The sequence below is a fragment of the Serratia sp. CY84636 genome, assembly GCF_052166245.1.
Taxonomy (GTDB): domain Bacteria; phylum Pseudomonadota; class Gammaproteobacteria; order Enterobacterales; family Enterobacteriaceae; genus Serratia; species Serratia nevei.
In genome coordinates this window covers 24,648-50,217 of sequence record NZ_JBJNOX010000015.1, presented here as the reverse complement: position 1 = coordinate 50,217, position 25,570 = coordinate 24,648, and the positions used below count along the sequence as shown (strand labels likewise).

The 25,570-nt window shown below is 60.0% G+C and carries 27 protein-coding genes; 16 read left to right on the top strand and 11 right to left on the bottom strand.

The window, feature by feature from the left end; all coding sequences use genetic code 11:
• Positions 1-2: 2 nt before the first annotated feature.
• On the top strand, positions 3-1,103 hold the full coding sequence (locus ACJ8QI_RS23785; RefSeq protein WP_142110688.1) for a glycosyltransferase: 1,101 nt from the start codon (positions 3-5) through the stop codon (positions 1,101-1,103).
• A 44-nt stretch (positions 1,104-1,147) separates the two neighbouring features.
• Here the strand turns inward: ACJ8QI_RS23785 and ACJ8QI_RS23780 are convergent, their stop codons facing one another.
• Entirely contained in the window at positions 1,148-2,161 is a 1,014-nt protein-coding gene (locus tag ACJ8QI_RS23780) for a glycosyltransferase family 9 protein (protein WP_049201837.1), read from the bottom strand.
• Between the two features lie 125 nt (positions 2,162-2,286).
• Here ACJ8QI_RS23780 and waaA point away from each other — a divergent pair, with 125 nt between their 5' ends.
• From waaA to coaD, 3 genes are read left to right on the top strand one after another with little or no spacing between them, the layout of a single operon-like run.
• Positions 2,287-3,564, top strand: a complete 1,278-nt coding sequence (gene waaA / locus ACJ8QI_RS23775; protein ID WP_025304695.1) for a lipid IV(A) 3-deoxy-D-manno-octulosonic acid transferase — start codon at positions 2,287-2,289, stop codon at positions 3,562-3,564.
• Positions 3,565-4,338 (top strand): glycosyltransferase family 2 protein, encoded by a 774-nt coding sequence (locus ACJ8QI_RS23770; RefSeq protein WP_038872579.1) that lies wholly within the window; start codon positions 3,565-3,567, stop codon positions 4,336-4,338.
• Positions 4,339-4,341: 3 nt separating this feature from the next.
• Positions 4,342-4,827 (top strand): pantetheine-phosphate adenylyltransferase, encoded by a 486-nt coding sequence (gene coaD / locus ACJ8QI_RS23765; protein ID WP_004931181.1) that lies wholly within the window; start codon positions 4,342-4,344, stop codon positions 4,825-4,827.
• A 3-nt stretch (positions 4,828-4,830) separates the two neighbouring features.
• Here the strand turns inward: coaD and mutM are convergent, their stop codons facing one another.
• The 4 genes from mutM to radC all read right to left on the bottom strand — a co-directional run bounded on the left by mutM (position 4,831) and on the right by radC (position 7,089).
• A complete protein-coding gene (mutM, locus tag ACJ8QI_RS23760) occupies positions 4,831-5,646 on the bottom strand; it encodes a bifunctional DNA-formamidopyrimidine glycosylase/DNA-(apurinic or apyrimidinic site) lyase (RefSeq protein WP_004931185.1) in 816 nt (271 codons plus the stop codon).
• Positions 5,647-5,727: 81 nt separating this feature from the next.
• A complete protein-coding gene (rpmG, locus tag ACJ8QI_RS23755; RefSeq protein WP_002442576.1) occupies positions 5,728-5,895 on the bottom strand; it encodes a 50S ribosomal protein L33 in 168 nt (55 codons plus the stop codon).
• 11 nt (positions 5,896-5,906) lie between these two features.
• The gene (gene rpmB / locus ACJ8QI_RS23750; protein WP_004931195.1) at positions 5,907-6,143 is read right to left on the bottom strand and encodes a 50S ribosomal protein L28; all 237 of its coding nucleotides are present in this window, start codon (positions 6,141-6,143) and stop codon (positions 5,907-5,909) included.
• 262 nt (positions 6,144-6,405) lie between these two features.
• On the bottom strand, positions 6,406-7,089 hold the full coding sequence (gene radC, locus ACJ8QI_RS23745) for a RadC family protein (protein ID WP_025304698.1): 684 nt from the start codon (positions 7,087-7,089) through the stop codon (positions 6,406-6,408).
• Between the two features lie 183 nt (positions 7,090-7,272).
• On the opposite strand from radC, the gene coaBC reads away from it, so the two are divergent.
• The 3 genes from coaBC to slmA all read left to right on the top strand — a co-directional run bounded on the left by coaBC (position 7,273) and on the right by slmA (position 9,774).
• The gene (coaBC, locus tag ACJ8QI_RS23740) at positions 7,273-8,490 is read left to right on the top strand and encodes a bifunctional phosphopantothenoylcysteine decarboxylase/phosphopantothenate--cysteine ligase CoaBC (RefSeq protein ID WP_442533173.1); all 1,218 of its coding nucleotides are present in this window, start codon (positions 7,273-7,275) and stop codon (positions 8,488-8,490) included.
• Positions 8,468-8,926 carry a dUTP diphosphatase gene (gene dut, locus ACJ8QI_RS23735; RefSeq protein WP_016929680.1) on the top strand — a complete coding sequence of 153 codons (459 nt, stop codon included), beginning with the start codon at positions 8,468-8,470 and terminating at the stop codon, positions 8,924-8,926. Before coaBC ends, dut begins: the two co-directional genes overlap by 23 nt.
• A gap of 251 nt (positions 8,927-9,177) precedes the next feature.
• The gene (gene slmA / locus ACJ8QI_RS23730) at positions 9,178-9,774 is read left to right on the top strand and encodes a nucleoid occlusion factor SlmA (protein WP_004931203.1); all 597 of its coding nucleotides are present in this window, start codon (positions 9,178-9,180) and stop codon (positions 9,772-9,774) included.
• Between the two features lie 31 nt (positions 9,775-9,805).
• Here the strand turns inward: slmA and pyrE are convergent, their stop codons facing one another.
• Both pyrE and rph read right to left on the bottom strand, forming a co-directional pair.
• A complete protein-coding gene (pyrE, locus tag ACJ8QI_RS23725; protein ID WP_004931204.1) occupies positions 9,806-10,447 on the bottom strand; it encodes an orotate phosphoribosyltransferase in 642 nt (213 codons plus the stop codon).
• A 96-nt stretch (positions 10,448-10,543) separates the two neighbouring features.
• Positions 10,544-11,260: a ribonuclease PH gene (gene rph, locus ACJ8QI_RS23720; protein ID WP_025160305.1), complete on the bottom strand. Its 717-nt coding sequence runs from the start codon at positions 11,258-11,260 to the stop codon at positions 10,544-10,546.
• Positions 11,261-11,386: 126 nt separating this feature from the next.
• On the opposite strand from rph, the gene ACJ8QI_RS23715 reads away from it, so the two are divergent.
• Positions 11,387-12,250, top strand: a complete 864-nt coding sequence (locus ACJ8QI_RS23715) for a YicC/YloC family endoribonuclease (protein WP_015379441.1) — start codon at positions 11,387-11,389, stop codon at positions 12,248-12,250.
• A 55-nt stretch (positions 12,251-12,305) separates the two neighbouring features.
• Here the strand turns inward: ACJ8QI_RS23715 and ACJ8QI_RS23710 are convergent, their stop codons facing one another.
• Positions 12,306-12,695: a hypothetical protein gene (locus ACJ8QI_RS23710; RefSeq protein ID WP_442533172.1), complete on the bottom strand. Its 390-nt coding sequence runs from the start codon at positions 12,693-12,695 to the stop codon at positions 12,306-12,308.
• A gap of 360 nt (positions 12,696-13,055) precedes the next feature.
• On the opposite strand from ACJ8QI_RS23710, the gene ACJ8QI_RS23705 reads away from it, so the two are divergent.
• Positions 13,056-14,240, top strand: coding sequence for a NupC/NupG family nucleoside CNT transporter (locus tag ACJ8QI_RS23705; RefSeq protein ID WP_102779649.1), 1,185 nt, complete (start codon positions 13,056-13,058; stop codon positions 14,238-14,240).
• Between the two features lie 34 nt (positions 14,241-14,274).
• Here the strand turns inward: ACJ8QI_RS23705 and ACJ8QI_RS23700 are convergent, their stop codons facing one another.
• Positions 14,275-14,709 carry a DUF3574 domain-containing protein gene (locus ACJ8QI_RS23700; protein WP_055317175.1) on the bottom strand — a complete coding sequence of 145 codons (435 nt, stop codon included), beginning with the start codon at positions 14,707-14,709 and terminating at the stop codon, positions 14,275-14,277.
• A gap of 253 nt (positions 14,710-14,962) precedes the next feature.
• Here ACJ8QI_RS23700 and ACJ8QI_RS23695 point away from each other — a divergent pair, with 253 nt between their 5' ends.
• Positions 14,963-15,580, top strand: a complete 618-nt coding sequence (locus ACJ8QI_RS23695) for a trimeric intracellular cation channel family protein (RefSeq protein WP_025304704.1) — start codon at positions 14,963-14,965, stop codon at positions 15,578-15,580.
• On the opposite strand, the gene ACJ8QI_RS23690 is transcribed toward ACJ8QI_RS23695, so the two are convergent.
• Positions 15,574-16,470 (bottom strand): LysR family transcriptional regulator, encoded by an 897-nt coding sequence (locus ACJ8QI_RS23690; RefSeq protein WP_336844449.1) that lies wholly within the window; start codon positions 16,468-16,470, stop codon positions 15,574-15,576. The two genes, ACJ8QI_RS23695 and ACJ8QI_RS23690, sit on opposite strands and share 7 nt — an antisense overlap.
• A gap of 115 nt (positions 16,471-16,585) precedes the next feature.
• On the opposite strand from ACJ8QI_RS23690, the gene ACJ8QI_RS23685 reads away from it, so the two are divergent.
• From ACJ8QI_RS23685 to recG, 6 genes are all read left to right on the top strand, one after another.
• A complete protein-coding gene (locus ACJ8QI_RS23685; RefSeq protein ID WP_089186608.1) occupies positions 16,586-18,109 on the top strand; it encodes an MFS transporter in 1,524 nt (507 codons plus the stop codon).
• Between the two features lie 205 nt (positions 18,110-18,314).
• Entirely contained in the window at positions 18,315-18,938 is a 624-nt protein-coding gene (gene gmk, locus ACJ8QI_RS23680) for a guanylate kinase (protein ID WP_004931218.1), read from the top strand.
• 54 nt (positions 18,939-18,992) lie between these two features.
• Complete coding sequence (gene rpoZ, locus ACJ8QI_RS23675; RefSeq protein WP_004931221.1) at positions 18,993-19,268, top strand: DNA-directed RNA polymerase subunit omega; 276 nt, start codon at positions 18,993-18,995, stop codon at positions 19,266-19,268.
• Between the two features lie 18 nt (positions 19,269-19,286).
• Positions 19,287-21,398 (top strand): bifunctional GTP diphosphokinase/guanosine-3',5'-bis pyrophosphate 3'-pyrophosphohydrolase, encoded by a 2,112-nt coding sequence (gene spoT / locus ACJ8QI_RS23670; protein ID WP_019452189.1) that lies wholly within the window; start codon positions 19,287-19,289, stop codon positions 21,396-21,398.
• Positions 21,399-21,403: 5 nt separating this feature from the next.
• A complete protein-coding gene (gene trmH, locus ACJ8QI_RS23665) occupies positions 21,404-22,099 on the top strand; it encodes a tRNA (guanosine(18)-2'-O)-methyltransferase TrmH (RefSeq protein ID WP_060425007.1) in 696 nt (231 codons plus the stop codon).
• Positions 22,096-24,177 (top strand): ATP-dependent DNA helicase RecG, encoded by a 2,082-nt coding sequence (recG, locus tag ACJ8QI_RS23660; RefSeq protein ID WP_060441442.1) that lies wholly within the window; start codon positions 22,096-22,098, stop codon positions 24,175-24,177. Before trmH ends, recG begins: the two co-directional genes overlap by 4 nt.
• A gap of 42 nt (positions 24,178-24,219) precedes the next feature.
• Here recG and gltS read toward each other — a convergent pair whose 3' ends face one another.
• The gene (gene gltS / locus ACJ8QI_RS23655; protein WP_038872558.1) at positions 24,220-25,431 is read right to left on the bottom strand and encodes a sodium/glutamate symporter; all 1,212 of its coding nucleotides are present in this window, start codon (positions 25,429-25,431) and stop codon (positions 24,220-24,222) included.
• Positions 25,432-25,570: the final 139 nt, after the last annotated feature.

Below are 25,570 nucleotides of genomic sequence, written 5' to 3'. Positions count from 1 at the left end.
CTATGCGTATTCTGATGATCATCGACGGCCTGCCGGGAGGCGGCGCGGAAAAAGTGGTGCTGACCCTATGCCAGGGCATGCAGCAACAGGGGCATGACGTCAGTCTGATCTCGCTGCGCGACGTCTGCAATTACCCTATCCCGTCAGGCATTGATTATCAGGTGGTGGCCGATCGCAGCCGTGCCCCCTGGCGCAAGCTGACCGAGCTGTCGCGCCGTGCCGCCGCGCTGGATCGGGCAATAGCCGAACACGAGCGCCAACGCGGCGCGTTCGATCTGGTGTTCTCCAATCTGCATAAAACCGATCGCATCGTCAGCCGCAGCAAGCGGTTGGCCGCGGATCGCCTGTGGTTCTGCATTCACGGCATTCTCTCCACCTCCTATCTCGGCCACCGCAAGGGCCTGGATCGCTGGCTGAAGCAGCGCAAAATCGCCAACGTTTACCAAGGAAGAAATATCGTCGCCGTTTCACGGGCGGTTGGCGACGATCTGCAGCAGAACTTGCCGATTCGCCCACGCCGGCTGGCGGTCATCAACAACCCGTTCGACATCGACGCCATCCAGCAACAGGCGGCGGCGCCTTGCGAACTGGCCGGCCAGGACTATCTGGTGCACGTCGGCCGCTTTCACGCCACCAAACGGCATGACCGTCTGCTGAAAGCCTATGCGCACTCGGGCATTCAGGCACCGCTGGCCTTGATCGGCACCGGGAATGATGCCAGAGTCGCCGAGGTCAAACGTCTGGCGACAGAGCTGGGCATCGCAGAGCGCGTGCTCTTCCTCGGTTTCCAGGCCAATCCTTACCCGTTTATTCGCCATGCCTCGCTGCTGGTGCTCAGCTCCGACAGCGAAGGGTTTGGTAACGTGCTGGTGGAATCGCTGCTGTGCGGCACGCCGGTGGTCAGCACTCGCTGCCCGGGCGGCCCTGCGGAAATTCTGGAAAAAGCCGGCATGGCTAACGCGCTGGCGGAATTAAACGAAGCGTCGCTGGCAGAAAAAATGGCGGAAATTTACGCCAATCCGCCCCAGATAAATCAACAGCAATTGCTGAGTTATGGGCTGGAGCCTATTTGCCGTCAATATATTGAGCTGAAAGAAAAATAATAGAGAAATAAATAAGGCAGGGGGTACCTGCCTTATTTTCTTCGTTAGCTGAGCGCCTGCATTTTCTGCCAAACCTCATCGACAGAAACATCTTCACAGTGCCCCGACTCACTCTGCAAAATATGATGACGGCCGGTCCATGGATGCCAGGAGGCTTTATCGGTATCGCCAAAGAACACCACCATGTCCTTATTCAGCGCGGCAGCAAGATGCATCTGCCCACCGTCGCTGCACAGCACCCGGTCGCATAAATCGAACCCACCCAACAGCTCGCGCACCGAGGCCGTCGGATAAAGCGCGACGCGTTCGTTTTGGCACAGCGCCAACAGCTGTTCGGCGCGCTGCTGGTCGCCGATGTCGTCCGGCGCCAGCGTGCCCTGCGGCGACCAGAAGATCAGCACGCCGGTGTGGGGATCGGCAACCAGACGGTTGATGATTTCGGCATAGCGTTCAACCGGCCAACGCCTTTTCGGGCTGCGGCTGCTGATGTGCACGGCGCATACGCGCTCGACCGGTGGCAGACGCTCCTGTAGCCGTTGCGCCGCCAATTGCCGCTCTTCAGGCGTCAGAAACACCCGCACCGGCGGGATCGGAATGGATTGATCGGTTATCGCCGATAAATAGCTGTAGGTATGTTCGACCTGATGTTGACCGTGGAAATCGTCCTTGCGGAACGGGCGATGGATATCTTTCGTGCCCAAATCGGCGCCGATGATATGGGTGGCGCCGGCCATTTTCGCTAAACGCAGGCTGTATTTGCAAGGCACCGGGTTGGCCAGAATGACCGCATCGAACTTTATTTTTCGCAGCTTCAGGAAGATCATCAAGCGTTCGAAATAAACGCCCAACGTCGTTTCATTTTTCGCCTTGTGCTTGGCCTTTTTATAGACAAAGACTTTCTCGAGATGAGGATTGTTTTTAACAACGTCCTGGCTGACTTTATTGATCAGCAGATAAACTTTAGCGTCCGGATAGGCAATTTTCACCCCTTCAATCAGAGGCGTGGTGCAAACAAGATCGCCGATGTTGTCGCGGCGAATAATTAAAATATTCTTCATTCCGAGCCTGTCGGCGAAATCGCTCGCCGGTTGTCTGAAACTGACACCCAAGGTTACCAAATTAGCGCCTTTCCCTTCCAGTTATGGTACTATTCCGAATAACCCATATAAATGAAATTGATAGAATGTTGCTGCGTTTATATCAGGTACTACTCTACCTCATCCAACCCCTGATCTGGCTCCGCTTACTGCTGCGCAGCCGCAAAGCTCCAGCCTACCGTAAACGCTGGGCGGAACGCTATGGCTTCTGCGCCGGGAAAGTCGTGCCAGGCGGCATCATGCTGCATTCTGTCTCCGTCGGCGAAACGCTGGCGGCCATCCCGTTGGTACGGGCACTGCGCCACCGTTACCCCGCTTTGCCGATAACTGTGACCACAATGACCCCAACAGGTTCAGAACGCGTCCAGTCCGCTTTCGGCAAAGACGTACATCATGTCTATCTGCCCTACGATCTGCCCGGTTCCATGAACCGCTTCCTCGACCAGGTGAATCCCAAGCTGGTGATCATCATGGAAACCGAGCTGTGGCCTAACCTGATTAACGCGCTGCATCAGCGGCAGATCCCCCTGGTGATCGCCAATGCGCGCCTGTCGGCCCGCTCCGCCGCCGGCTATAAGAAAATTGGCGGGTTCATGCGCGATATGCTGCGCCGCATTACGCTGATCGCCGCACAGAACCAGGAAGACGGCGATCGGTTTATCGAACTGGGCCTGAAGCGCTCGCAGCTGGCCGTAACCGGCAGCCTGAAGTTCGATATCTCCGTCACCCCGGAACTGGCCGCCCGCGCCGTTACGCTGCGTCGCCAATGGGCGCCGCGCCGCCCGGTGTGGATCGCTACCAGCACCCATGACGGTGAAGAAACCATCCTGCTGGAAGCACACCGCAAACTGCTGGAAAAACACCCCGACCTGCTGCTGATCCTGGTGCCGCGTCACCCGGAACGCTTCCCGACCGCCAAAGAGCTGGTGCAGAAGGCCGGCTTCAGCTACACCCTGCGCAGCAGCGGCGAAATCCCGTCCGGCAGCACCCAGGTGGTGATCGGCGATACCATGGGCGAGCTGATGCTGCTGTACGGCATCGCCGATCTGGCCTTTGTCGGCGGCAGTCTGGTGGAACGCGGCGGGCACAACCCGCTGGAAGCCGCCGCGCACGCCATCCCGGTGCTGATGGGCCCGCATACCTTCAACTTCAAAGACATCTGCGCCAAGCTCTCGCAGGCCGAAGGCCTGATCACCGTGACCGACGTGGATTCGCTGGTGAAGGAAGTGGAAACCCTGCTGACCGACGAAGACTACCGGCGCTACTACGGCCGCCATGCGGTGGAAGTGTTGTATCAGAATCAGGGAGCGTTGCAGCGCCTGCTGCAGCTGCTGGAACCGCACCTGCCGCCCCGGAGTCACTGAATGAGCAGCCGCAAAAGCCTGTCGGTGGTGATGATCGCCAAAAACGAAGCCGGGCTGTTGCCGGACTGTCTGCGTTCGGTCGAATGGGCCGATGAAATCATCGTGCTGGACTCCGGCAGCGAGGACGACAGCGTCGCCGTCGCCGAAGGCCTGGGCGCCAAAGTCTTCACGCACACCGACTGGCAAGGGTTCGGCAAGCAGCGTCAGCTGGCGCAAAGCTATGCCAGCCATGACTACGTTTTGATGATCGACGCCGACGAACGCGTCACGCCCGAGCTGCGGCAATCCATCGAGCGGGTGTTGAATGCGCCGGACGACGGCGCCGTCTACAGCTGTGCGCGGCGCAACCTGTTTCTAGGCCGCTTCATGCGCCACAGCGGCTGGTATCCCGACCGCGTCAACCGCCTGTACGCCAACCAACGCTATCGTTATAACGACGATCTGGTGCACGAATCGCTGAACATCGGCGGCGCCAAAGTGATCCCCCTCAGCGGTGATATGCTGCACCTGACCTGCCGCGACTTCTTCGCCTTCCAGCGCAAACAGCTGCGCTACGCCGAAGAGTGGGCCACGCAGCGCCACCGGGCCGGCAAGCGCTGCGGCTATCTGTCTATCCTGACCCACACGCTCGGCGCCTTCGTCAAAACCTGGCTGCTGCGCGCCGGCTTCCTGGATGGCAAACAGGGGTTGCTGTTAGCGGTGGTCAACGCGCAATATACCTTCAATAAATATGCCGCATTATGGGCATTGGGCCGCAACTACTCAGAGAAGTGAATCATGACCAGCAAAGCCATCTATCCCGGGACCTTCGATCCCATGACCAACGGCCACCTGGATTTAGTGACGCGCGCGTCACTGATGTTCGATCACGTGATTCTGGCCATCGCCGCCAGCCCGAGTAAAAAGCCGCTGTTCAGCCTGGATGAACGCGTGGCGTTGGCGACGCAGGTCACCTCGCATCTGGACAATGTGGAAGTGCTGGGCTTCAGCGAGCTGATGGCGCACTTCGCCGCTCACCAAAATGCCAATATCCTGGTGCGCGGCCTGCGTGCGGTGTCTGACTTTGAATACGAATTGCAGCTGGCGAACATGAACCGCCATTTGATGCCGACGCTGGAAAGCGTGTTCCTGATGCCTTCCGAAGAGTGGTCGTTCATCTCCTCCTCACTGGTGAAGGAGGTCGCCCGTCACGGCGGCGATATCGCGCCTTTCCTGCCTGACGTGGTCACCCAGGCACTGATGGCGAAGCTCGCCGCCGAGTGATGCTCAGCGCTGGCAGCGGCGGCAAAAGAAGGTGCTGCGCTGCCCGTGCTTGGCGGATTCGATCGGCGTGCCGCACGCGCGGCACGGTTCTCCCGCCCGCCCGTAAACCTGCAGCTCCTGTGCGAAATACCCCGGTTTGCCGTCCGACTGCAAAAAGTCGCGCAATGTCGTGCCGCCCTGCTCGATAGAACGCTGCAACACCGCCTTGATGGTCTTCACCAGCAGTTCCGCTTCGGCTTTGCTCAAGGATCCCGCCGGACGATCGGGCAAGATCCCGGCGCTGAACAGCGATTCGCTGGCGTAAATATTGCCGACCCCGACCACCAGCTTGTTATCCATCAGCCACGGTTTAATCAACGTGCGCTTATTGCGTGATTTTTCATACAGGTAGTCGCCGTTGAACGCTTCGCTCAGCGGTTCCGGCCCCAGGTGCGCCAACACGCTGCTGGTCGCCAAATCTTCGCACCACAGCCAGGCGCCGAAACGGCGCGGATCGGTATAGCGCAGGATCATGCCGTTGCTGATCACCAGATCGACGTGGTCGTGTTTGCCGGCTTCATCTTCGTTTTCCTCGCGCAACATGCGCAAGCTGCCCGACATGCCCAGGTGCACGATAATCCAACCGTTCTCCAGCTCGATCAGCAGGTATTTAGCCCGGCGCTGCACGCTGAGCACCGGCCGATCGCTCAGCGTCAGGATCTGCTCGGAAACCGGCCAGCGCAGGCGCGCGTTGCGCACCACCGCATACTGAATGCTGTGGCCGACAAGATAAGGCTCTATACCGCGTCTGCTCGTCTCAACTTCCGGTAATTCAGGCATCTGGCTTCCCCTCCGACGTTTTCTACCCTTTATAAAACAAAAAACCCGGCCTTGGCCGGGTTTTTCATTAATCCACTAAAATTATTTAATTTTAGCTTCTTTGTATACTACGTGCTGACGGACAACTGGATCGAATTTCTTCAGTTCCAATTTTTCCGGCTTAGTACGCTTGTTCTTCGTGGTGGTATAGAAGTGACCAGTACCAGCAGAAGAAACCAGCTTGATCTTCTCGCGAACACCTTTAGCCATGATTCAGTTCCTTAATACTTCTCACCACGGGCACGCAGATCGGCCAGAACCGTCTCAATACCCTTCTTATCGATAACACGCATACCTTTAGCAGATACACGCAGAGTTACAAAGCGCTTCTCAGCCTCAACCCAAAAACGGTGTGAGTGCAGGTTAGGCAGAAAACGGCGTTTGGTCGCGTTCATTGCGTGGGAACGGTTGTTACCGCTCACCGGGCGCTTGCCAGTAACTTGGCAGACTCGGGACATGTCTATTCTCCAAAAATCAAATCAGCTCGAGCTTCGTATAGGGTATGGCCGCCTCGTCAGGCTTTTAGAGCCCATCTCAGCAAACTTCATACTGAGGAGACTCTCGTCATCAGGTAGAAACCACACATCAGGTCAGAAACCTGCTGAGATAGGCTCTTGCGCCAAACCCAAGATTCTCAAAGGTGGCGTAGTATACGCTCTGAAGCGTAAGTGCTCAAGTCCCGAACAGCTAAAGATCCCACAAGGATCGCGAAAAAATCGCTTAAAGCCATCCGCGCTCGGCAAAAGAGACGCATTCACCCCGACCGATCACCAAATGATCAAGCACTCGGATCTCCAATAACTGACAGGCTTTCACCACCTGTTCCGTTATCAAACGGTCGGCATGACTGGGTTCAGCCTTACCCGAAGGGTGATTATGCGCGAGAATCAGCGCGGCGGCATTAGCCTTCAACGCTTCGCGCACAATTTCTCTCGGGTAGACGACGACGCTGCTGATGGTACCAGCAAACATCTCCTGATGGCGAATAACCCGGTGCTGATTGTCTAAAAACAATACCAAAAAGACCTCTCGCTCGCGATGCGCCAGCAGGCTTTGCAGATAATGCTGGGTGACGCGCGGATTGAGCATGGCGTTTTCCTGCGACAAATGGCTGGAAAAGAAGCGCAGCGCCAGCTCGGCAATCGCCTGCAGCTGCGTATAGCTGGCGTCCCCCAGGCCTTTTTGGCTGCAAAAAGCCTGATGATCGGCCGACATCAGGTGATAAAGCGAGCCGAACCGGCGCAGCAGCTGCTCCGCCAGCTGCATCACGTGCACGCCGGGCAGCCCGGTACGCAAAAAAATGGCCAACAGTTCTGCGTCGGACAGCGCCGCCGCCCCCTGCATCAACAGCTTTTCACGCGGCGCCAGCGCGCCCGGCCAGCACGCCACAATCGGGTTGCTCATCGTGTTCCTCCCTGAAAGGGCTACAGCATGCCATGTGCTGCCCGGCGCGTTCGACAGGTGTTTGATAACATTGCGAAGTGTTTCGCAAAGCACAATGTAACGCCCTGCAGCCATTGCGGAATCGCTCACCTGAACGGCGGATATGCTAAAATGGCGCATCTTTCGGCTTTCAATCGGACAATGATGATGACGGGACTTTCCGGCAAACATATTGTGCTTGGCATCAGCGGCGGCATCGCCGCCTACAAATGCCCAGAGCTGGTGCGCCGCCTGCGCGACAGGGGCGCAGAAGTGCGCGTGGTGATGACCCACGCCGCCAAGGCGTTCATTACGCCACTGACGCTGCAGGCCGTTTCCGGCTACCCGGTGTCCGACGATCTGTTGGATCCCGCCGCCGAAGCCGCCATGGGCCACATCGAACTCGGCAAGTGGGCGGATCTGGTGATTCTGGCGCCGGCGACCGCCGATCTGCTGGCGCGCGTCGCCGCCGGCATGGCCAACGATCTGTTGACCACCGTCTGCCTGGCGACCGACGCCCCTATCGCCGCCGCCCCGGCCATGAACCAGCAGATGTATCGCGCCGCCGCCACGCAGGCCAACCTGCAAACGCTGCAGGCGCGCGGCATGCTGCTCTGGGGGCCGGACAGCGGCAGCCAGGCCTGTGGCGACGTCGGCCCGGGCCGCATGCTGGATCCGCTGGACATCGTCGACCTGGCGAACGCGCATTTCTCCGCCCCGCAGGATCTGCAACATTTACAGGTTATGATCACCGCCGGCCCGACGCGTGAGGCGCTGGATCCGGTACGTTTCATCAGCAATCACAGCTCCGGCAAAATGGGCTTCGCCATTGCCCGCGCCGCCGCCGCCCGCGGCGCGCAGGTGACGCTGATCGCCGGACCGGTCAGCCTGCCGACGCCGCCATCGGTCACCCGAGTGGACGTCACCAGTGCGCTGGAGATGGAGCAGGCGGTGCAACAGCGCGCCGCGCAGCAGCAGATTTTCATCTCCTGCGCCGCCGTGGCTGACTACCGTCCCGAGCGGATCGCCGATGAAAAAATAAAAAAACAGGGTGATGAAATCGTCCTCAAGATGGTAAAAAACCCCGATATCGTCGCCGGCGTGGCGGCGATGACCAAAAATCGACCGTTTGTCGTGGGGTTTGCCGCCGAAACCCAGAATGTGGAAGAATACGCGCGGCAAAAACTGGCGCGTAAGAAGCTGGATTTGATTTGCGCTAACGATGTATCGCTTGCAGAGCACGGGTTCAACAGCGACACCAATGCCCTGCATCTTTTTTGGCAGGATGGAGAAAAGCGCCTGGCGCTGAGCGACAAGGCACTCCTTGGCCAACGTTTAATAGACGAGATAGTCAGCCGTTATGATGAAAAAAATCGACGTTAAGATCCTCGACCCGCGCATCGGTCAGGATTTCCCGCTACCGACCTACGCCACGCCGGGCTCCGCCGGTCTCGACCTGCGCGCCTGCCTGGACAGCGCGGTGGAGCTGGCGCCGGGTGAAACCACGCTGTTGCCTACCGGCCTCGCGATCCACATCGCCGACGCCGGCCTGGCGGCGGTGATCCTGCCGCGCTCCGGCCTGGGCCACAAGCACGGCGTCGTGCTGGGCAACCTGGTCGGCCTGATCGACTCCGATTATCAGGGCCAGCTGATGGTGTCCGTGTGGAACCGCGGCCAGAAACACTTCACCATCGAGCCGGGCGAACGTATCGCTCAGATGGTCTTCGTGCCGGTGGTGCAGGCCGAATTCAACCTGGTGGAAGAGTTCGACAGCAGCGAGCGCGGCGAAGGCGGCTTCGGCCACTCGGGGCGCCACTAAGCGCCACCTAATGCACGATGGCCGGCAGGGAAACGTCGCCTGAACCTTGCCTTTCCGGGGAGAAGGATGTCTCTGCGGCAAGGTTTTACCGCGACAATTGCAGCGCACACCAGGCAGCGCGGAAAAAGGCCGTTAAGGCCGCTGACCCCAGCATCGTAAAAAAGCTATCACATAAGCCGCACAGAGCCTGCTCTGCAGCGGCCGGTGCGCGGGTTTCCGTCAGTTAAGTTTTAGCAAGGGTCTAATCAGACATGGCAGAAAAAGAAAAGACGAAAAGGAATCGGCGCGAGGAAATATTGCAGGCGTTAGCCCAGATGCTGGAGTCCAGCGACGGCAGCCAACGCATCACCACCGCCAAGCTCGCCGCGAACGTGGGTGTTTCTGAAGCTGCGCTGTATCGGCATTTCCCCAGCAAGACACGGATGTTCGACAGCCTGATCGAGTTTATCGAAGACAGCCTGATCACCCGCATCAACCTGATCTTGCAGGACGAGAAAGAGACGTTTAATCGTCTGCGCCTGATTTTACTGCTGATTCTGGGCTTTGCGGAACGCAACCCGGGGCTGACGCGCATCATGACCGGCCACGCGCTGATGTTTGAACAGGATCGCCTGCAGGGCCGCATCAACCAGCTGTTCGAACGCATCGAGGCGCAGCTGCGCCAGGTGTTGAAAGAGCGTAAATTGCGCGAAGGCAAAGGCTTTATCGTCGATGAAACGCTGCTGGCGAGCCAGCTGCTGGCCTTCTGCGAAGGCATGTTGTCGCGCTATGTGCGTTCGGAATTCCGCTATCGCCCAACGCAGGAATTTGACGCCCGCTGGCCGCTGTTGGCGGCCCAGCTGCAATAAAGATAACGCCGGGCATGCCCGGCGTTTTTACTTACACCCCGTACTGCTCGCGGTAAGCGCGCACCGCCGCCAGGTGGTCCGCCATTTCCGGTTTCTCTTCCAGATAGGCGATCAGGTCCTTCAGCGTCACGATTGAAATCACCTTGCAGTGATAGTCGCGTTCCACTTCCTGAATGGCGGAGATATCCGCGCGGCCGCGTTCCTGACGGTCGAGGGAGATCAGCACGCCCGCCAGCGAAGCGCCGCTGGCGCCGATGATTTCCATCGACTCGCGGATCGCGGTGCCGGCGGTGATCACATCGTCTACCAACATCACGCGCCCCTGCAGCGGGCTGCCTACCAGCGAACCGCCTTCGCCGTGGGTCTTGGCTTCCTTTCGGTTAAAGCAGTAAGGCACGTCGCGCTCATGGTGTTCCGCCAACGCCACCGCCGTAGTGGTGGCAATAGGAATACCTTTATAGGCCGGGCCAAACAGCAGGTCGAAATCGATGCCGGAGTCCATCAGGGCTTCGGCGTAGAAGCGCCCCAACAGCGCAAGATCGCGCCCGGTATTAAACAGGCCGGCATTGAAGAAATACGGGCTGGTGCGGCCGGACTTCAGGGTGAACTCGCCGAATTTCAATACCTGCTTGTTAAGCGCGAACTCGATAAACTGGCGCTGATAGGCTTTCATTACTGCTTCTCCTCGTCTGAATCTGCTTGGGTCTTGTCATTACTGCCGCCCGATCGTCGGGCATAAAAAAGGCGACTTCTCAGTCGCCTTAAAAAATCAGTCCGCCAGCGCCGCTTTCTGCGCCTGGAAGATGGTTTCGATGCCCCCTCGGGCCAGCGCCAATAGCGCCAACAGCTCATCGTGGCTGAACGGCTCGCCTTCGGCGGTACCCTGCACTTCAATCATGCGGCCATCTTCCATCATCACTACGTTCATGTCGGTTTCCGCCGCGGAATCCTCCACATACTCCAGATCGCACAGCGCTTCGCCATTGACGATGCCGACGGAAACCGCCGCCACCATGCCCTTCATCGGGTTGGCTTTCAGCTTGCCGTTGGCCACCAGCGTGTTCAGCGCATCGGCCAGCGCCACGCAGGCGCCGGAGATGGAGGCGGTGCGGGTACCGCCGTCGGCCTGCAGTACGTCGCAGTCGAGGGTGATGGTGAATTCACCGAGCTTTTTCAGATCCACCGCGGCGCGCAGCGAGCGCGCGATCAGGCGCTGGATCTCCAGCGTGCGGCCACCCTGCTTGCCTTTGGCGGCTTCACGGGCATTGCGGCTGTGGGTGGAGCGCGGCAGCATACCGTACTCGGCGGTGATCCAACCTTGCCCCTGGCCTTTCAGGAAGCGCGGAACGCCCTCTTCTACCGTGGCGGTGCACAAGACTTTGGTATCGCCAAACTCAACCAGCACTGAACCTTCAGCGTGTTTGGTATAGTGACGGGTCAGTGTCAGGGGGCGAACTTGCTGTGGTGCTCTGCCTGCAGGACGCATGGGCTCTCTCCGGCTTCAAATCAACTATTGGCTGCGCATTATACGGGCTTCGTGACGTAATGCCTATCCTGCCCGCAGCCGCGACGCTATAATCGCCCCATCTTTTCCTATTACGGGTACGCATCAATGATCCGCAGCATGACCGCCTACGCCCGGCGTGAAATCAAGGGTGAATGGGGCAGCGCAGCCTGGGAGCTGCGTTCCGTTAACCAGCGCTACTTAGAAACCTACATCCGCCTGCCGGAACAATTCCGCAGCCTGGAGCCGGTGATCCGTGAACGTATCCGTGGCCGCCTGACCCGCGGCAAAGTCGAATGCAACCTGCGTTTCGAACTGGATCCAAGCGCGCAAAGCTCGCTGATCCTGAACGAAAAACTGGCCAAACAGCTGGTTGAAGCCGCCAACTGGGTGAAAATGCAGAGCGACGAAGGGGAAATCAACCCGATCGACGTGCTGCGCTGGCCGGGCGTGATGTCCGCGCAGGAGCAGGATCTGGACGCCATCAGCGCCGAGTTGATGCAGGCGCTGGACGGCGCGCTGGATGACTTCATCGTCGCACGCGAAAGCGAAGGCGCCGCGCTGAAAACGCTGATCGAACAACGCCTCGACGGCGTCAGCGCCGAAGTGGTCAAAGTGCGCGCCCAGATGCCGAACATCCTGCAATGGCAGCGCGAACGCCTGGTCAGCAAGTTGGAAGAGGCGCAGGTACAGCTGGAAAACACCCGCCTGGAGCAGGAGCTGGTGCTGATGGCGCAGCGCATCGACGTCGCCGAAGAGCTGGATCGTCTGGAAGCGCACGTGAAAGAGACGCACAACATCCTGAAGAAGAAAGAAGCCGTCGGCCGCCGCCTCGACTTCATGATGCAGGAGTTCAACCGCGAATCGAACACCCTGGCCTCCAAGTCGATCAATGCCGACGTCACCGCTTCCGCCATCGAGCTGAAAGTGCTGATCGAGCAAATGCGCGAGCAGATCCAGAACATCGAGTGATCCTGCCCCGCACGCCATCAAGCCCGCGCCAAGCGGGCTTTTTTATGGCTGCAGCTCAGCGATAAGCGGCCACCTGTTCTTCGCCCATCAGCCCCATTTTCTGCAGCTGCACCGCAATGCTCCAGGTTGAGCGTTCAAACTCATCGCTCAGCGCTTCCAGCGTCGCCCCGGCCGCATGGCTCTCGCGCAACCTCAGCTTTTCCTCTTCCGGCCAAGGGAAGTAGGCATTGGCCGGCCACCCCTCGGCCAGATTCTTCTGCCGCTTCTCCTCCGGCGTCAGCCGGGCTTTTTTCTGCAGTTCGGCTTCGCCGTCGAACTCGTTGGCCAACGCGAACAACAGGCGGATAGCCTCCGGCGCGCAGGCCGCCGAAGCCGGTCTCAACAGCTCGCCGGTGTCGGGATTAACCCCGTTGGCCAGCGCCCTGAGCAACGTGCCGGTATTCATTGTTCGCCTCCTTATCCGAGAAGATGCGCCGGTCGTGGCGCCTTGTTCAGGCATTTTTCTTTGCCTCCCTCGAGAAAACCACGCTTTACGCCATGAAAAAGCACCAGTTGCGAGCCAGATTCCAGGCGTTTGCATGCGAGTGACAGTGATTGCATCAGGTTGCGAGCCGGCAAGCCCCTGGGGAACCGGCTCACCGGGAAGCTTATGAAAAACTGCCGGACAGCACGTGTGGATGACATTTGGCAAGATATCCCGCATGCCATAAGTATTTTGTTCTAATTATCACGCAAGGTAATGAAAGGACGTCGATGCTGTGGCTAAATGTGTTTTTTCTCTGCCCGTGAACCGTACGGACCGTTTATGCCACAAATTCTGCAATTTATTATGGCTCTGGTGGTGATCATCGCCCTGGCGCTGCTGGTCAGCAATAATCGCAAGAAAATCCGCCTGCGCTATATCATCCAGCTGCTGGTGATCGAAGGCGCGCTGGCCTATTTCTTCCTGCACTCCGCCAGCGGGCTCAGCGTGATCAAACACGTCGCCGGCTTCTTCGACACCCTGCTCGCCTACGCCGCCCAAGGATCGGAGTTCGTGTTCGGCGGCATGAGCAAGGATGGCCTGGCGTTCATCTTCCTCGGCGTTTTGTGCCCTATCATCTTTATTTCCGCCCTGATCGGCATTTTGCAGCATTTCCGCATCCTGCCGCTGATCATCCGCCTGGTCGGCACCCTGCTATCCAAGGTCAACGGCATGGGCAAGCTGGAGTCGTTCAACGCCGTCAGCACGCTGGTGCTGGGGCAGTCGGAGAACTTCATCACCTATAAAGGCATCATCGGCGATATCTCGCCGCGCCGCATGTACACCATGGCCGCGACCGCCATGTCGACGGTATCGCTCTCCATCGTCGGCGCCTACATGTCGATGATCGACGCGCAGTACGTTGTGGCGGCATTGATCCTTAATATGTTCAGCACCTTCATCATTCTGTCGATCATCAACCCGTATCAGGTCGAAGACGAGCCGGAGCTGAAGCTGAACAAACTGCATGAAGATCAGAGCTTCTTCGAAATGTTGGGCGAGTACATTCTGGCCGGCTTCAAGATTGCGATGATCATCGCGGCGATGCTGATCGGCTTTATCGCGCTGATCTCCGCCGTCAATGCGCTGTTCTCCGCGGTGCTCGGTATCAGCTTCCAGCAGATCCTCGGCTATGTGTTCTATCCGCTGGCCTGGCTGATCGGCATCCCGGCGGAGGAGGCCCTGAAGGCGGGCAGCATCATGGCGACCAAGCTGGTGGCCAACGAATTCGTGGCGATGATTGAGCTGAAGAAAATCGCGGCGGAGCTGTCGCCGCGCGGGCTGGGTATTCTGTCGGTGTTCCTGGTGTCGTTCGCCAACTTCGCCTCCATCGGCATCGTCGCCGGCGCCATCAAGGGGCTGAACGAGCAGCAAGGCAACGTAGTTTCCCGTTTTGGCCTGAAGCTGGTTTATGGCTCGACGCTGGTGAGCCTGCTGTCGGCGGCCATCGCCGGCCTGGTGCTGTAATCCCCACTCCCGGCCGCATGGCCGGGAGTTCGCTTTAAAACGCCACGCACACCGGCGCATCCACCCGCATCACCGAATCCTGCGCAAACTGCTGCTTATAGCCGCTGCGCAGCGCCTCGATATTCGCCTCACTCTCTTTGCCCGGCGCATGGATCAACAGCAGCGCCTTGCTGTTCTCGCGCGCCAGCTTGCCGTCGTGGCCCAGCCACTGCCCTTTGGCATCAAAGACCGTCAACCCGTCTTTAAAACGCGGCGTCACCTGGCTGTCGACGAAGGTTTGCCACTCGGCGGCGGTGATCGCCGGCCCCGCCGGGCGATTCAGGCCGAAGTAGAGCGTTGTTTGCATCATCGGATCGCCGGTGTGGCAAGCCGGAGCGGGTGACACAGCCTGGTGGCCTGGTGCCACGCAGCCGCTCAGCAGCAGGGCGGCCACCACGGCGCCGGCGGCCAGTTTCGGGGAGTTTTTCATCTGCAGTCTCGGTTTCTCGGTTGAAGGATTAGCTGCAAAAAGCATAGTCAGCGATGGAAACCAGCGCGAAATTTCTAATGCTTTCATCAACAGCCAGATGTTAAAAAAGGCTGGTTATCGGCAATAAAAACGGAGTTTGGATTAGCTAAATTAATCCGAAACGCCATCGGTGAAAAAAACTCAGTGGCGCGCGCCATCGGCGGCGATTACCCTGCCGGCCATCATTCTGACGCAAGTACGCTGTGAATCCCTTATGTTACTGAGCATCCTTTATATCATCGGCATCACCGCCGAAGCCATGACCGGCGCGCTGGCGGCCGGCCGCCGCCAAATGGACATGTTCGGCGTGATCATCATCGCTTCGGTCACGGCGATCGGCGGCGGGTCGGTGCGCGATATGCTGCTCGGGCATTTTCCATTGGGCTGGGTCAAACACCCGGAATACATCGTCATCGTCGCGATAGCGGCGATCGTCACCACCTGGGTGGCCCCCCTGATGCGCCATCTGCGCCGCCTGTTCCTGGTGCTCGACGCCGTCGGCCTGATCGTCTTCTCCATCATCGGCGCGCAGGTGGCGCTGGATATGGGGCACAGCGCGATTATCGCCGCCATCGCCGCGGTGATCACCGGCGTCTTCGGCGGGGTGCTGCGCGATATGTTCTGCAACCGTATCCCGCTGGTTTTCCAGAAAGAGATCTACGCCGGCATCTCCTTCAGCGCCGCCTGGCTGTATATCGGCCTGCAGCACCTCAGCCTGCCGCACAATCTGGTGGTGATCCTCACGCTGGTCGCCGGCCTGAGCGCGCGCCTGATCGCCCTGCGCTTCCGCCTCGGCCTGCCGGTGTTCAACTACCAGCATCCGGATCACTGATCGTCCGGCAGCATGTACCGCGCCAGATAATCCACGAACACCCGGACTTTCGGCAACATGTGCCGATTAGAGGGCCACACGGCAGAAAACGCGCCGCGCTCGGGCGTGCTGTCTTGCAGCACCGCCGTCAGCTGCCCGCCGCGCAGGGCCTGGCTCAAAGTGAAATCCGGCAGGTAGGCGATGCCCAATCCCTGCTGCGCCGCATGGATTAGCGCCTCAACGCTGCTGAAACTCATCGTCACCGGCAACCTTAACGACAGCGCCTCATCGTCGGCGCTCAGCCGCCACGCCTGCAACTGCTGCCCGCCCGGGAAGCGATAACGCAAACAAGCATGCTCGAGCAGATCCGCCGGTTTCAACGGCGTTCCGCGCCGGCGGAAGTAGTCCGGCGCGCCGACCAAAACCTGGCGAAACGGTCCAAGACGCCGCGCCATCAGGCGGGAATCAGCCAGCTCTCCGCCGCGAACCGCCACATCAACGCCCTCGGCGATCAGATCCGCGATGCGATCGTTGAAGTCCACATCCAACTCAATCTCAGGATAACGCGCGGTAAAATCAGCCAACAGCGGCACCAGCATGCGGTAACCGATGGCGGGCATGCTGACGCGCAGCTTGCCGCGCGGCGCCTCTGAAATACGTGCCATCTCGGCTTCAGCGTTCTCGATGTCACTAACAATACGCCGGCAGCGTTCGTAAAATAGCGCCCCTTCCTCCGTCAAATTGATGCGCCGGGTGCTGCGGTTGAACAGCCTAACGCCCAACGACGCCTCCAGCCGCGCCACGCTTTTACCCACCGCCGAGGCCGACACCCCCAATCGCTCCCCAGCAGCGACAAAGCTGCACGATTCGGCAGCGCGAACAAACGCCAGCAGCCCGCTCAAACTTTCCATATGGCCCCCATTAGAGCGTTTTTGTCCTGAAAGTGTGGAATTCAGCCTTATTTTTAACCTATTCAGTCTTATTTATCATCCATACCCATCGAAACCACCGCATCAGGAATCGCCCATGAACGCTCATCCATCCCGGAATGTGCCCCCGCAGCGCTGGCTCATACTCTTTTCCGTGTGTCTCGCGGGCCTGATCATGCCGCTGAGCTTTACCGGCCCCGCAGTCGCGCTCACCGCAATCGCCAAAGATTTGGGCGGCGGACTGGTCGCGCTCAGTTGGGTCACCAACGCGTTTATGCTGACCTTCGGCTGCAGCCTGATGCTCGCCGGAGCGCTCGCCGATCGTTTTGGCCGCAAGCGCGTGTTTATCTGTGGATTGGCGGCGCTCGCGCTCAGCGCTCTGCTCATGAGCGCGGCGCAAGACATTATGTCCTTCGACGCGATACGCGCGCTGCAAGGCATCTCCGCCGCGGCCGCACTGGCCGGCGGAACCGCAAGCCTGGCCCAGGTATTTAACGGGCCGGAGAGAAGCAAGGCCTTCAGCCTGCTGGGCACCACGTTCGGCATCGGGCTGGCATTCGGTCCGCTGCTGGCCGGCACGCTGACGCAGCTCTTCGGCTGGCGTGCGCTTTTTCTCTGCCTGGCGCTGCTCAGCGCCATTGCGTTGTTCAGCGGCCAGCGCGATATGCCCGAATCGCGCGATCCCGCCGCCTCTCGCCTCGATTGGCCCGGCGCCATCGTCTTTACGCTGGCGCTGTCGCTGTTGACTTACGCCGTGCTGCTGGCGCCCGACAGCGGCTGGAGCAGCGCGCAAGTCATTAGGCCGCTGACCGGCGCGCTGCTGTTTATGCTGGCTTTTATCCTGATTGAACGCCGCACCGCTCGGCCGATGCTCGATCTGTCGCTGTTTCGCTACCCGCGCTTTGTCGGCGTACAGCTGTTGGCGGCAGCGCCGGCCTATTCATACGTGGTGTTGCTGGTGCTGCTTCCCCTCCGATTTATCGGCATCGAGGGTTACGGCACCGTGGAAACCGGCATGATGATGCTGACGTTGTCCGCGCCAATGCTGGCGCTGCCGCTGCTGACCGGGGCATTCGCTCACCGCTTTTCCGCCGGCGCCGTTTCCAGCCTCGGCTTGTTGATTTGCGCCGCCGGGCTGGCATGGCTGGCGCACTATGCGCCGGGGCAATCGCTCGCGCGGTTACTGCTGCCGATGCTGACCATCGGTTGCGGCATCAGCTTGCCCTGGGGATTGATGGACGGTTTAGCCGTCAGCGTCGTGCCACGAGAGCGAGCGGGCATGGCGACCGGCATTTTCAGCACCGTTCGCGTCGCGGGGGAAGGCATTGCATTGGCGATCGTCGGTGCCCTGTTGGCCTTGTTGGTTGGGCGCCATCTCGCTCCCCCAACCGCAAACGCCGCCGGCGCGCACGCCCTGGCCATGGGGGATATGCCGCGGGCGACCGCCCTGCTCAATGCGGACGCCGCACGGCTGAAGCACGCCTACGAACTGGCTTTCCAGAATCTGCTGTACCTACTCGCCCTGACGACGCTGGCGTCCGCCGTCATTATCTTTCTCTTTCTCCGCCACCCCGCACGGGAAACCCCTTCGTCCGCCCCCCGCATTACCGACGCGCCGTAATCTGACATGGCCTCGCCGCCGAGGCCAAAACAGCTGAAATGTTGCCCTTCGACGCGCAAATTCGCTCATTCGCCGCTTTTTCCGCGCAAAGCGGCGGGCAAAATGCGAGCTAACGCTGCACCCGGCGCGTTAGCCGTGTATACTGTGCGGAGAAAATACACATCCGCTGTTATTGGCATATCAACCGTTATCAACGAACATCATCATGGCTCAAGGCACGCTTTATATTGTCTCTGCTCCCAGTGGCGCAGGTAAATCAAGTCTGATTCAGGCTTTGTTAAAGACGCAACCGCTGTACGACACGCAGGTTTCGGTTTCGCACACCACGCGCGACAGCCGCCCGGGTGAAAATCACGGCGAACACTATTTCTTCGTCTCGAAAGACGAATTCCGCCGGATGATCGAGCAGGACGCGTTTCTTGAGCACGCCGAAGTGTTCGGCAACTATTACGGCACCTCGCGCGCCGCCATCGAACAAGTGTTGGCGACCGGCGTAGACGTGTTTCTGGATATCGACTGGCAGGGCGCGCAGCAAATCCGCGCCAAAATGCCGCAGGCGCGCAGCATCTTCATTCTGCCGCCGTCGAAGGAAGAACTGGGCCGCCGCCTGCGCGGGCGCGGGCAGGATTCCGAAGAGGTGATCGCCAAGCGCATGGCTCAGGCCGTGGCGGAAATGACGCATTATGCGGAGTACGATTACCTGATTGTGAACGATGATTTCGATCTGGCGCTGTCCGATCTGAAGACCATCATTCGCGCCGAACGCCTGCGTTTGGGCCGCCAGTTGCTGCGGCATGACGCTTTAATCAGCAAACTATTGGCAGACTGAAGGCAGTTTCAGTATCATGCCCAGTCTTTTCGTCACCTGTGGAGTAGCACAAATATGGCACGCGTAACTGTTCAAGACGCTGTAGAGAAAATTGGTAACCGTTTTGACCTGGTGTTGGTCGCTGCTCGTCGGGCGCGTCAGATCCAGACCGGCGGTAAAGATGCACTGGTTCCGGAAGAGAACGACAAGTACACCGTTATCGCCCTGCGCGAAATCGAAGAAGGCCTGATCACCAGCCAGATCCTCGACGTGCGTGAGCGCCAGGAACAGCAAGAGCAGGAAGCCGCAGAGATTCAAGCGGTTACCGCGATTGCTGAAGGTCGTCGTTAATTAGACTGCGAGTCCGCCTTGTACCTGTTTGAAAGCCTGAATCTGCTGATTCAACGTTACCTGCCCGAGGAGCAGATTAAGCGCCTCAAACAGGCATACCTCGTCGCGCGCGACGCGCACGAGGGCCAGACACGCTCCAGCGGTGAGCCTTACATTACTCACCCGGTCGCCGTGGCCTGCATCCTGGCGGAAATGCGTCTCGATCACGAGACGCTGATGGCGGCATTGCTGCACGACGTCATCGAAGACACCCCAGCCACCTATCAAGATATGGAACAGCTGTTCGGCAAGAGCGTCGCCGAACTGGTTGAGGGCGTCTCCAAGCTCGACAAGCTGAAGTTCCAGGACAAGAAAGAAGCGCAGGCGGAAAACTTCCGCAAGATGATCATGGCGATGGTGCAGGATATCCGCGTCGTGCTGATCAAGCTGGCCGACCGTACGCACAACATGCGCACCCTCGGTTCGCTGCGCCCCGACAAACGCCGGCGCATCGCGCGTGAAACCCTGGAAATCTACAGCCCGCTCGCCCACCGTCTGGGTATTCATCACCTGAAGACCGAGCTGGAAGAGCTGGGCTTCGAGGCGCTGTACCCGAACCGCTATCGCGTGATCAAGGAAGTGGTGAAAGCCGCGCGCGGCAACCGCAAAGAGATGATTCAAAAAATCCTCTCCGAGATCGAAGGGCGGCTGACCGAAGCCGGCATCGCCTGCCGCGTCAGCGGGCGGGAAAAACACCTCTACTCCATCTACCTCAAGATGCACCTCAAAGAACAGCGTTTCCATTCCATCATGGATATCTACGCGTTCCGGGTGATCGTGAAAGAGGTCGATACCTGCTACCGCGTGCTCGGCCAGGTGCACAGCCTGTACAAACCGCGCCCGGGGCGAGTGAAAGATTACATCGCCATTCCCAAGGCCAACGGCTATCAATCGCTGCATACCTCGCTGATCGGCCCGCACGGCGTGCCGGTCGAAGTGCAGATCCGCACCGAAGACATGGATCAGATGGCTGAGATGGGGGTGGCCGCGCACTGGGCTTACAAGGAAAGAGAACAGGGCGAAACCGGCACCACGGCGCAGATCCGCGCCCAGCGCTGGATGCAAAGCCTGCTGGAGCTGCAGCAAAGCGCCGGCAGTTCGTTTGAATTTATCGAGAGCGTCAAATCCGATCTGTTCCCGGATGAGATTTACGTTTTCACCCCGGAAGGCCGCATCGTCGAGCTGCCCGCCGGCGCCACGCCGGTCGATTTCGCCTATGCGGTGCATACCGATATCGGCCATGCCTGCGTCGGCGCGCGCGTCGATCGTCAGCCATACCCGCTGTCGCAGTCGCTGACCAGCGGCCAGACCGTCGAGATCATCACCGCACCGGGCGCGCGGCCCAACGCCGCCTGGCTGAACTTCGTAGTCAGCTCGAAAGCGCGCGCCAAAATTCGCCAGATGCTGAAGAATCTCAAGCGCGACGACTCCGTCGGCCTCGGCCGCCGTCTGCTCAACCACGCGTTGGGCGGCAGCCGCAAGCTGGCCGAAATCCCGCAGGAAAACATTCAGCACGAGCTGGACCGCATGAAGCTGGCGACGCTGGACGATCTGCTGGCGGAAATCGGCCTCGGCAACGCCATGAGCGTGGTGGTGGCGAAGAACCTGCAGGGCGATCAGTCCAGCCTGGGCGCTTCCTCCGGCGTGCGTAACCTGGCCATCAAGGGCGCCGACGGGGTGTTGATCACCTTCGCCAAGTGCTGCCGTCCGATTCCGGGCGACCCGATTATCGCTCACGTCAGCCCGGGCAAAGGGCTGGTGATCCACCATGAATCCTGCCGCAATATTCGCGGCTATCAGAAAGAGCCTGAGAAGTTCATGGCGGTCGAGTGGGATAAAGAGACCGAGCAGGAGTTCATCGCCGAGATCAAGGTGGACATGTTCAACCACCAGGGCGCGCTGGCCAACCTGACGGCGGCGATCAACGCAGCCGAGTCCAATATTCAGAGCCTGAACACCGAAGAGAAAGACGGTCGGGTTTATAGCGCCTTTATCCGCTTGACCACCCGCGATCGCATCCATCTGGCAAACATCATGCGTAAAATCCGTATCATGCCGGATGTGATCAAAGTTAACCGCAACCGAAACTAGCGCTTATGAGTCCTGAACGCTATGCGCGGATTTGTGAAATGCTCGCGACCCGGCAGCCGGATTTGACGGTCTGCCTGGAGCAAGTGCACAAGCCGCATAACGTCTCCGCCATTATCCGCACCGCCGACGCCGTCGGCGTGCATCAGGTCCACGCCGTGTGGCCCACCACCCGCATGCGCACCCTGGTTTCCTCCGCCGCCGGCAGCAACAGCTGGGTGAGCGTCAAAACCCATCGCTCCATCGGCGACGCGGTCGGTCACCTGAAAGCGCAGGGCATGCAAATTCTGGCCACCAATCTGTCTGCGCGCGCGGTCGATTTCCGCGAGGTGGATTACACCCGGCCCACCTGCGTGCTGCTCGGCCAGGAAAAAACCGGCATCACCGAAGAAGCGCTGGCGCTGGCCGATCAGGACATCGTCATTCCGATGATCGGCATGGTGCAATCGCTCAACGTCTCCGTGGCCTCGGCACTGATCCTGTATGAAGCGCAGCGCCAGCGGCAGAACGCCGGCCTGTATCGCCGCGACAACAGCATGCTGGATGAAGAAGAGCAGCAGCGTCTGCTGTTCGAAGGTGGCTACCCGGTGCTGGCCAACGTGGCCAAGCGCAAAGGGCTGCCACGCCCGCAGATTGACGAGCAGGGCCAGGTGATCGCCAGCGCCGAATGGTGGGCGGCCATGCAGGCGACGGTGCGCAAATGAAAGGCCGCCTGCTGGATGCTGTCCCACTCACCACGCTTTCCGGGGTTGGCGCCAGCCAGGCGGGCAAACTGGCCAAGCTTGGCCTCGAGACCATTCAGGATCTGCTGCTGCACCTGCCGCTGCGCTACGAAGACCGCACTCGCCTCTACCCGATCAACGATCTGCTGCCGGGCATCTACGCCACGGTAGAAGGGGAAGTGCTGCGCAGCGACATCAGCTTCGGCCGCCGCCGCATGCTGACCTGCCAGATCAGCGACGGTACCGGCATCCTCACCATGCGGTTCTTCAACTTCAACGCCGCGATGAAGAACAGCCTGGCCACCGGCCGCCGCGTGACCGCCTACGGCGAGATCAAACGCGGCAACCACGGCGCGGAGATCATCCATCCGGAATACCGCATTCAGGGCGAAGCCAGCGAAGTCGAGCTGCAGGAGTCGCTGACGCCGGTCTACCCCACCACCGAAGGGGTGCGGCAAGCCACGCTGCGCAAGCTGACCGATCAGGCGCTGGAGCTGCTGGATACCTGCGCCATCGCCGAACTGCTGCCGTCGGAGCTGAGCGGCGGCCTGATGAGCCTGCCGCAGGCGCTGCACACCCTGCATCGCCCGCCGCCGGATATCCAGCTGGCGGATCTGGAGCTGGGCAAACACCCGGCGCAAAAACGCCTGATCCTCGAAGAGCTGCTGGCGCATAACCTCAGCATGCTGGCGGTGCGCGCCGGCGCCCAGAGTTACCAGGCGCAGCCGCTGCTGCCAGACGATCGGCTGAAAAACCGTTTTCTCGCCCAGCTGCCGTTCTCGCCGACCGGCGCGCAAACGCGCGTGGTGGCCGACATCGAAGCCGATATGCAAAAAGACTTCCCGATGATGCGACTGGTGCAGGGCGACGTCGGCTCCGGCAAAACGCTGGTGGCGGCGCTGGCGGCGCTGCGCGCTATCGCGCACGGCAAGCAGGTGGCGCTGATGGCGCCGACCGAGCTGCTGGCCGAGCAGCACGCCAACAATTTCCGCCAGTGGTTCGAACCGCTGGGGCTGGAGGTCGGCTGGCTGGCCGGCAAACAGAAAGGCAAGGCGCGCATCGCGCAGCAGGAGGCCATCGCCAGCGGTCAGGTGTCGATGGTGGTCGGCACCCACGCCATCTTCCAGGAGCAGGTGCAATTTAACGGCCTGGCGCTGGTGATCATCGATGAGCAGCACCGCTTCGGGGTGCATCAGCGGCTGGCGCTGTGGGAGAAAGGCGAAGAACAGGGCTTCCACGCCCATCAGCTGATCATGACTGCCACGCCGATCCCACGCACGCTGGCGATGACCGCCTATGCCGATCTCGATACCTCGGTCATCGACGAGCTGCCGCCGGGCCGCACGCCGGTGACCACCGTCGCCATTCCCGATACCCGCCGCGCCGACATCATTCAACGGGTGAAGAGCGCCTGTCTGGAAGAGGGGCGGCAGGCTTACTGGGTGTGCACGCTGATCGAAGAGTCCGAACTGCTGGAAGCGCAGGCGGCGGAAGCCACCTGGGAAGAATTGAAAACCGCGCTGCCGGAGCTGAAGGTGGCGCTGGTGCACGGCCGCATGAAAGCGCAGGAAAAGCAGGCGGTGATGCAGGCGTTTAAACAGGGCGAGCTGCAGCTGTTGGTCGCCACTACGGTGATCGAAGTCGGCGTCGACGTGCCGAACGCCAGCCTGATGATCATCGAAAACCCGGAGCGGCTGGGCCTGGCGCAGCTGCACCAGCTGCGCGGCCGCGTAGGACGCGGCGCCGTGGCCTCACACTGCGTGCTGCTGTACAAAACGCCGCTGAGCAAGACTGCGCAAACGCGCCTGCAGGTGCTGCGCGACAGCAACGACGGCTTCGTCATCGCGCAGCGCGATCTGGAGATCCGCGGCCCGGGCGAGCTGCTGGGCACCCGCCAGACCGGTAGCGCCGAATTCAAGGTGGCGGACCTGCTGCGCGACCAGGCGATGATCCCCGAAGTGCAGCGCGTCGCTCGCCATCTCCATCAGCACTATCCGGAGCACGCCCAGGCGCTGATCGAACGCTGGCTGCCGGAGAAGGCACGCTACTCCAACGCATAAAAAAGGGCGCCGCAGGCGCCCTTTTCATTATGACTCGCGATATCACCCCACCGCCGGGAACACCGGCAGCAGCAGATACAGCTTGATGACGATGGCGTTGGCGATATCGATAAAGAACGCCCCCACCATCGGCACCACCAAAAACGCCACGTGCGACGGGCCGAAGCGATCGGTGATCGCCTGCATGTTGGCGATCGCCGTCGGCGTGGCGCCCATGCCGAAGCCGCAGTGGCCGGCAGCCAGCACCGCCGCGTCGTAGTTTTTACCCATCACCCGGTAGGTAACGAAGATCGCATACAGCGCCATGACCAGCGTCTGCACCGCCAGGATCGCCAACATCGGCAGCGCCAGCGAGGCCAGCTCCCACAGGCGCAGGCTCATCAGTGCCATTGCCAGGAACAGCGACAGGCTGACGTTGCCCAGCACCGATACCGCCCGCTCGAACACGGTATAAAAACCGGTGAAGGCCAACGTGTTGCTGAGGATCACCCCGACGAACAGCACGCAAACGAAGTTCGGCAGTTCAAACACCGTGCCGCTCAGCAGGCCGGCAATCAGCTGCCCCAGGCTCAGACAGATGGCGATCATGGCGATGGTTTCGATCATCACCAGCGAGGTGATCAGGCGACCGCTTTCCGGCTTCTCGAAGCCGCTCGGCTGCACGCTGTCTTCCGGGGTGCCCTCCGGCGTGGAGGAGTGCTTGACCAGATAGCGCGCCACCGGGCCACCGATCAGGCCGCCCAGCACCAGCCCGAAGGTGGCGCAGGCCATGGCGACTTCCGTCGCGTTTTCAAAACCGTAGCGCTCGATGAACAGCTTGCTCCAGGCCGCCCCGGTACCATGCCCGCCCGACAGGGTGATCGACCCGGCGATCAGGCCCATCAGCGGATCCAGCCCCAGCATTTTCGCCATGCCGATACCGATGGCGTTCTGCACGATAAGCAACCCCAGCACCACGAACAGGAACACCACCAGCACCTTGCCGCCGGCGCGCAAACGCGCCAGGTTGGCGTTCAGGCCGATGGTGGCGAAGAAGGCCAGCATCAGCGGGTCCTTCAGCGACATGTCAAAACTGATTTCCCAGTTGACGAGCTTTTTCAGGGCTAACAGCAGGAGAGCCACCAGCAAACCGCCGGCGACGGGAGCAGGAATGGTATATTTTCGCAGCAGAGGAATGGTTCTGACGCACTTGCCCCCGAGGAGCAAAACCAGCGTCGCCGCGACTAACGTGCCATAAGTATCAAGATGAAACATCCAGGTACTCCATGTAAGGGAAAAGATCCAAATAAAAATAATAAGTTATAGAAAACCACTTAGTTTTTAAACTTGATGAGTGCAGGATTAAAAGTAAAAAACGCTGAGATGACAAGAAAAAATGAATGAAAATGCGACA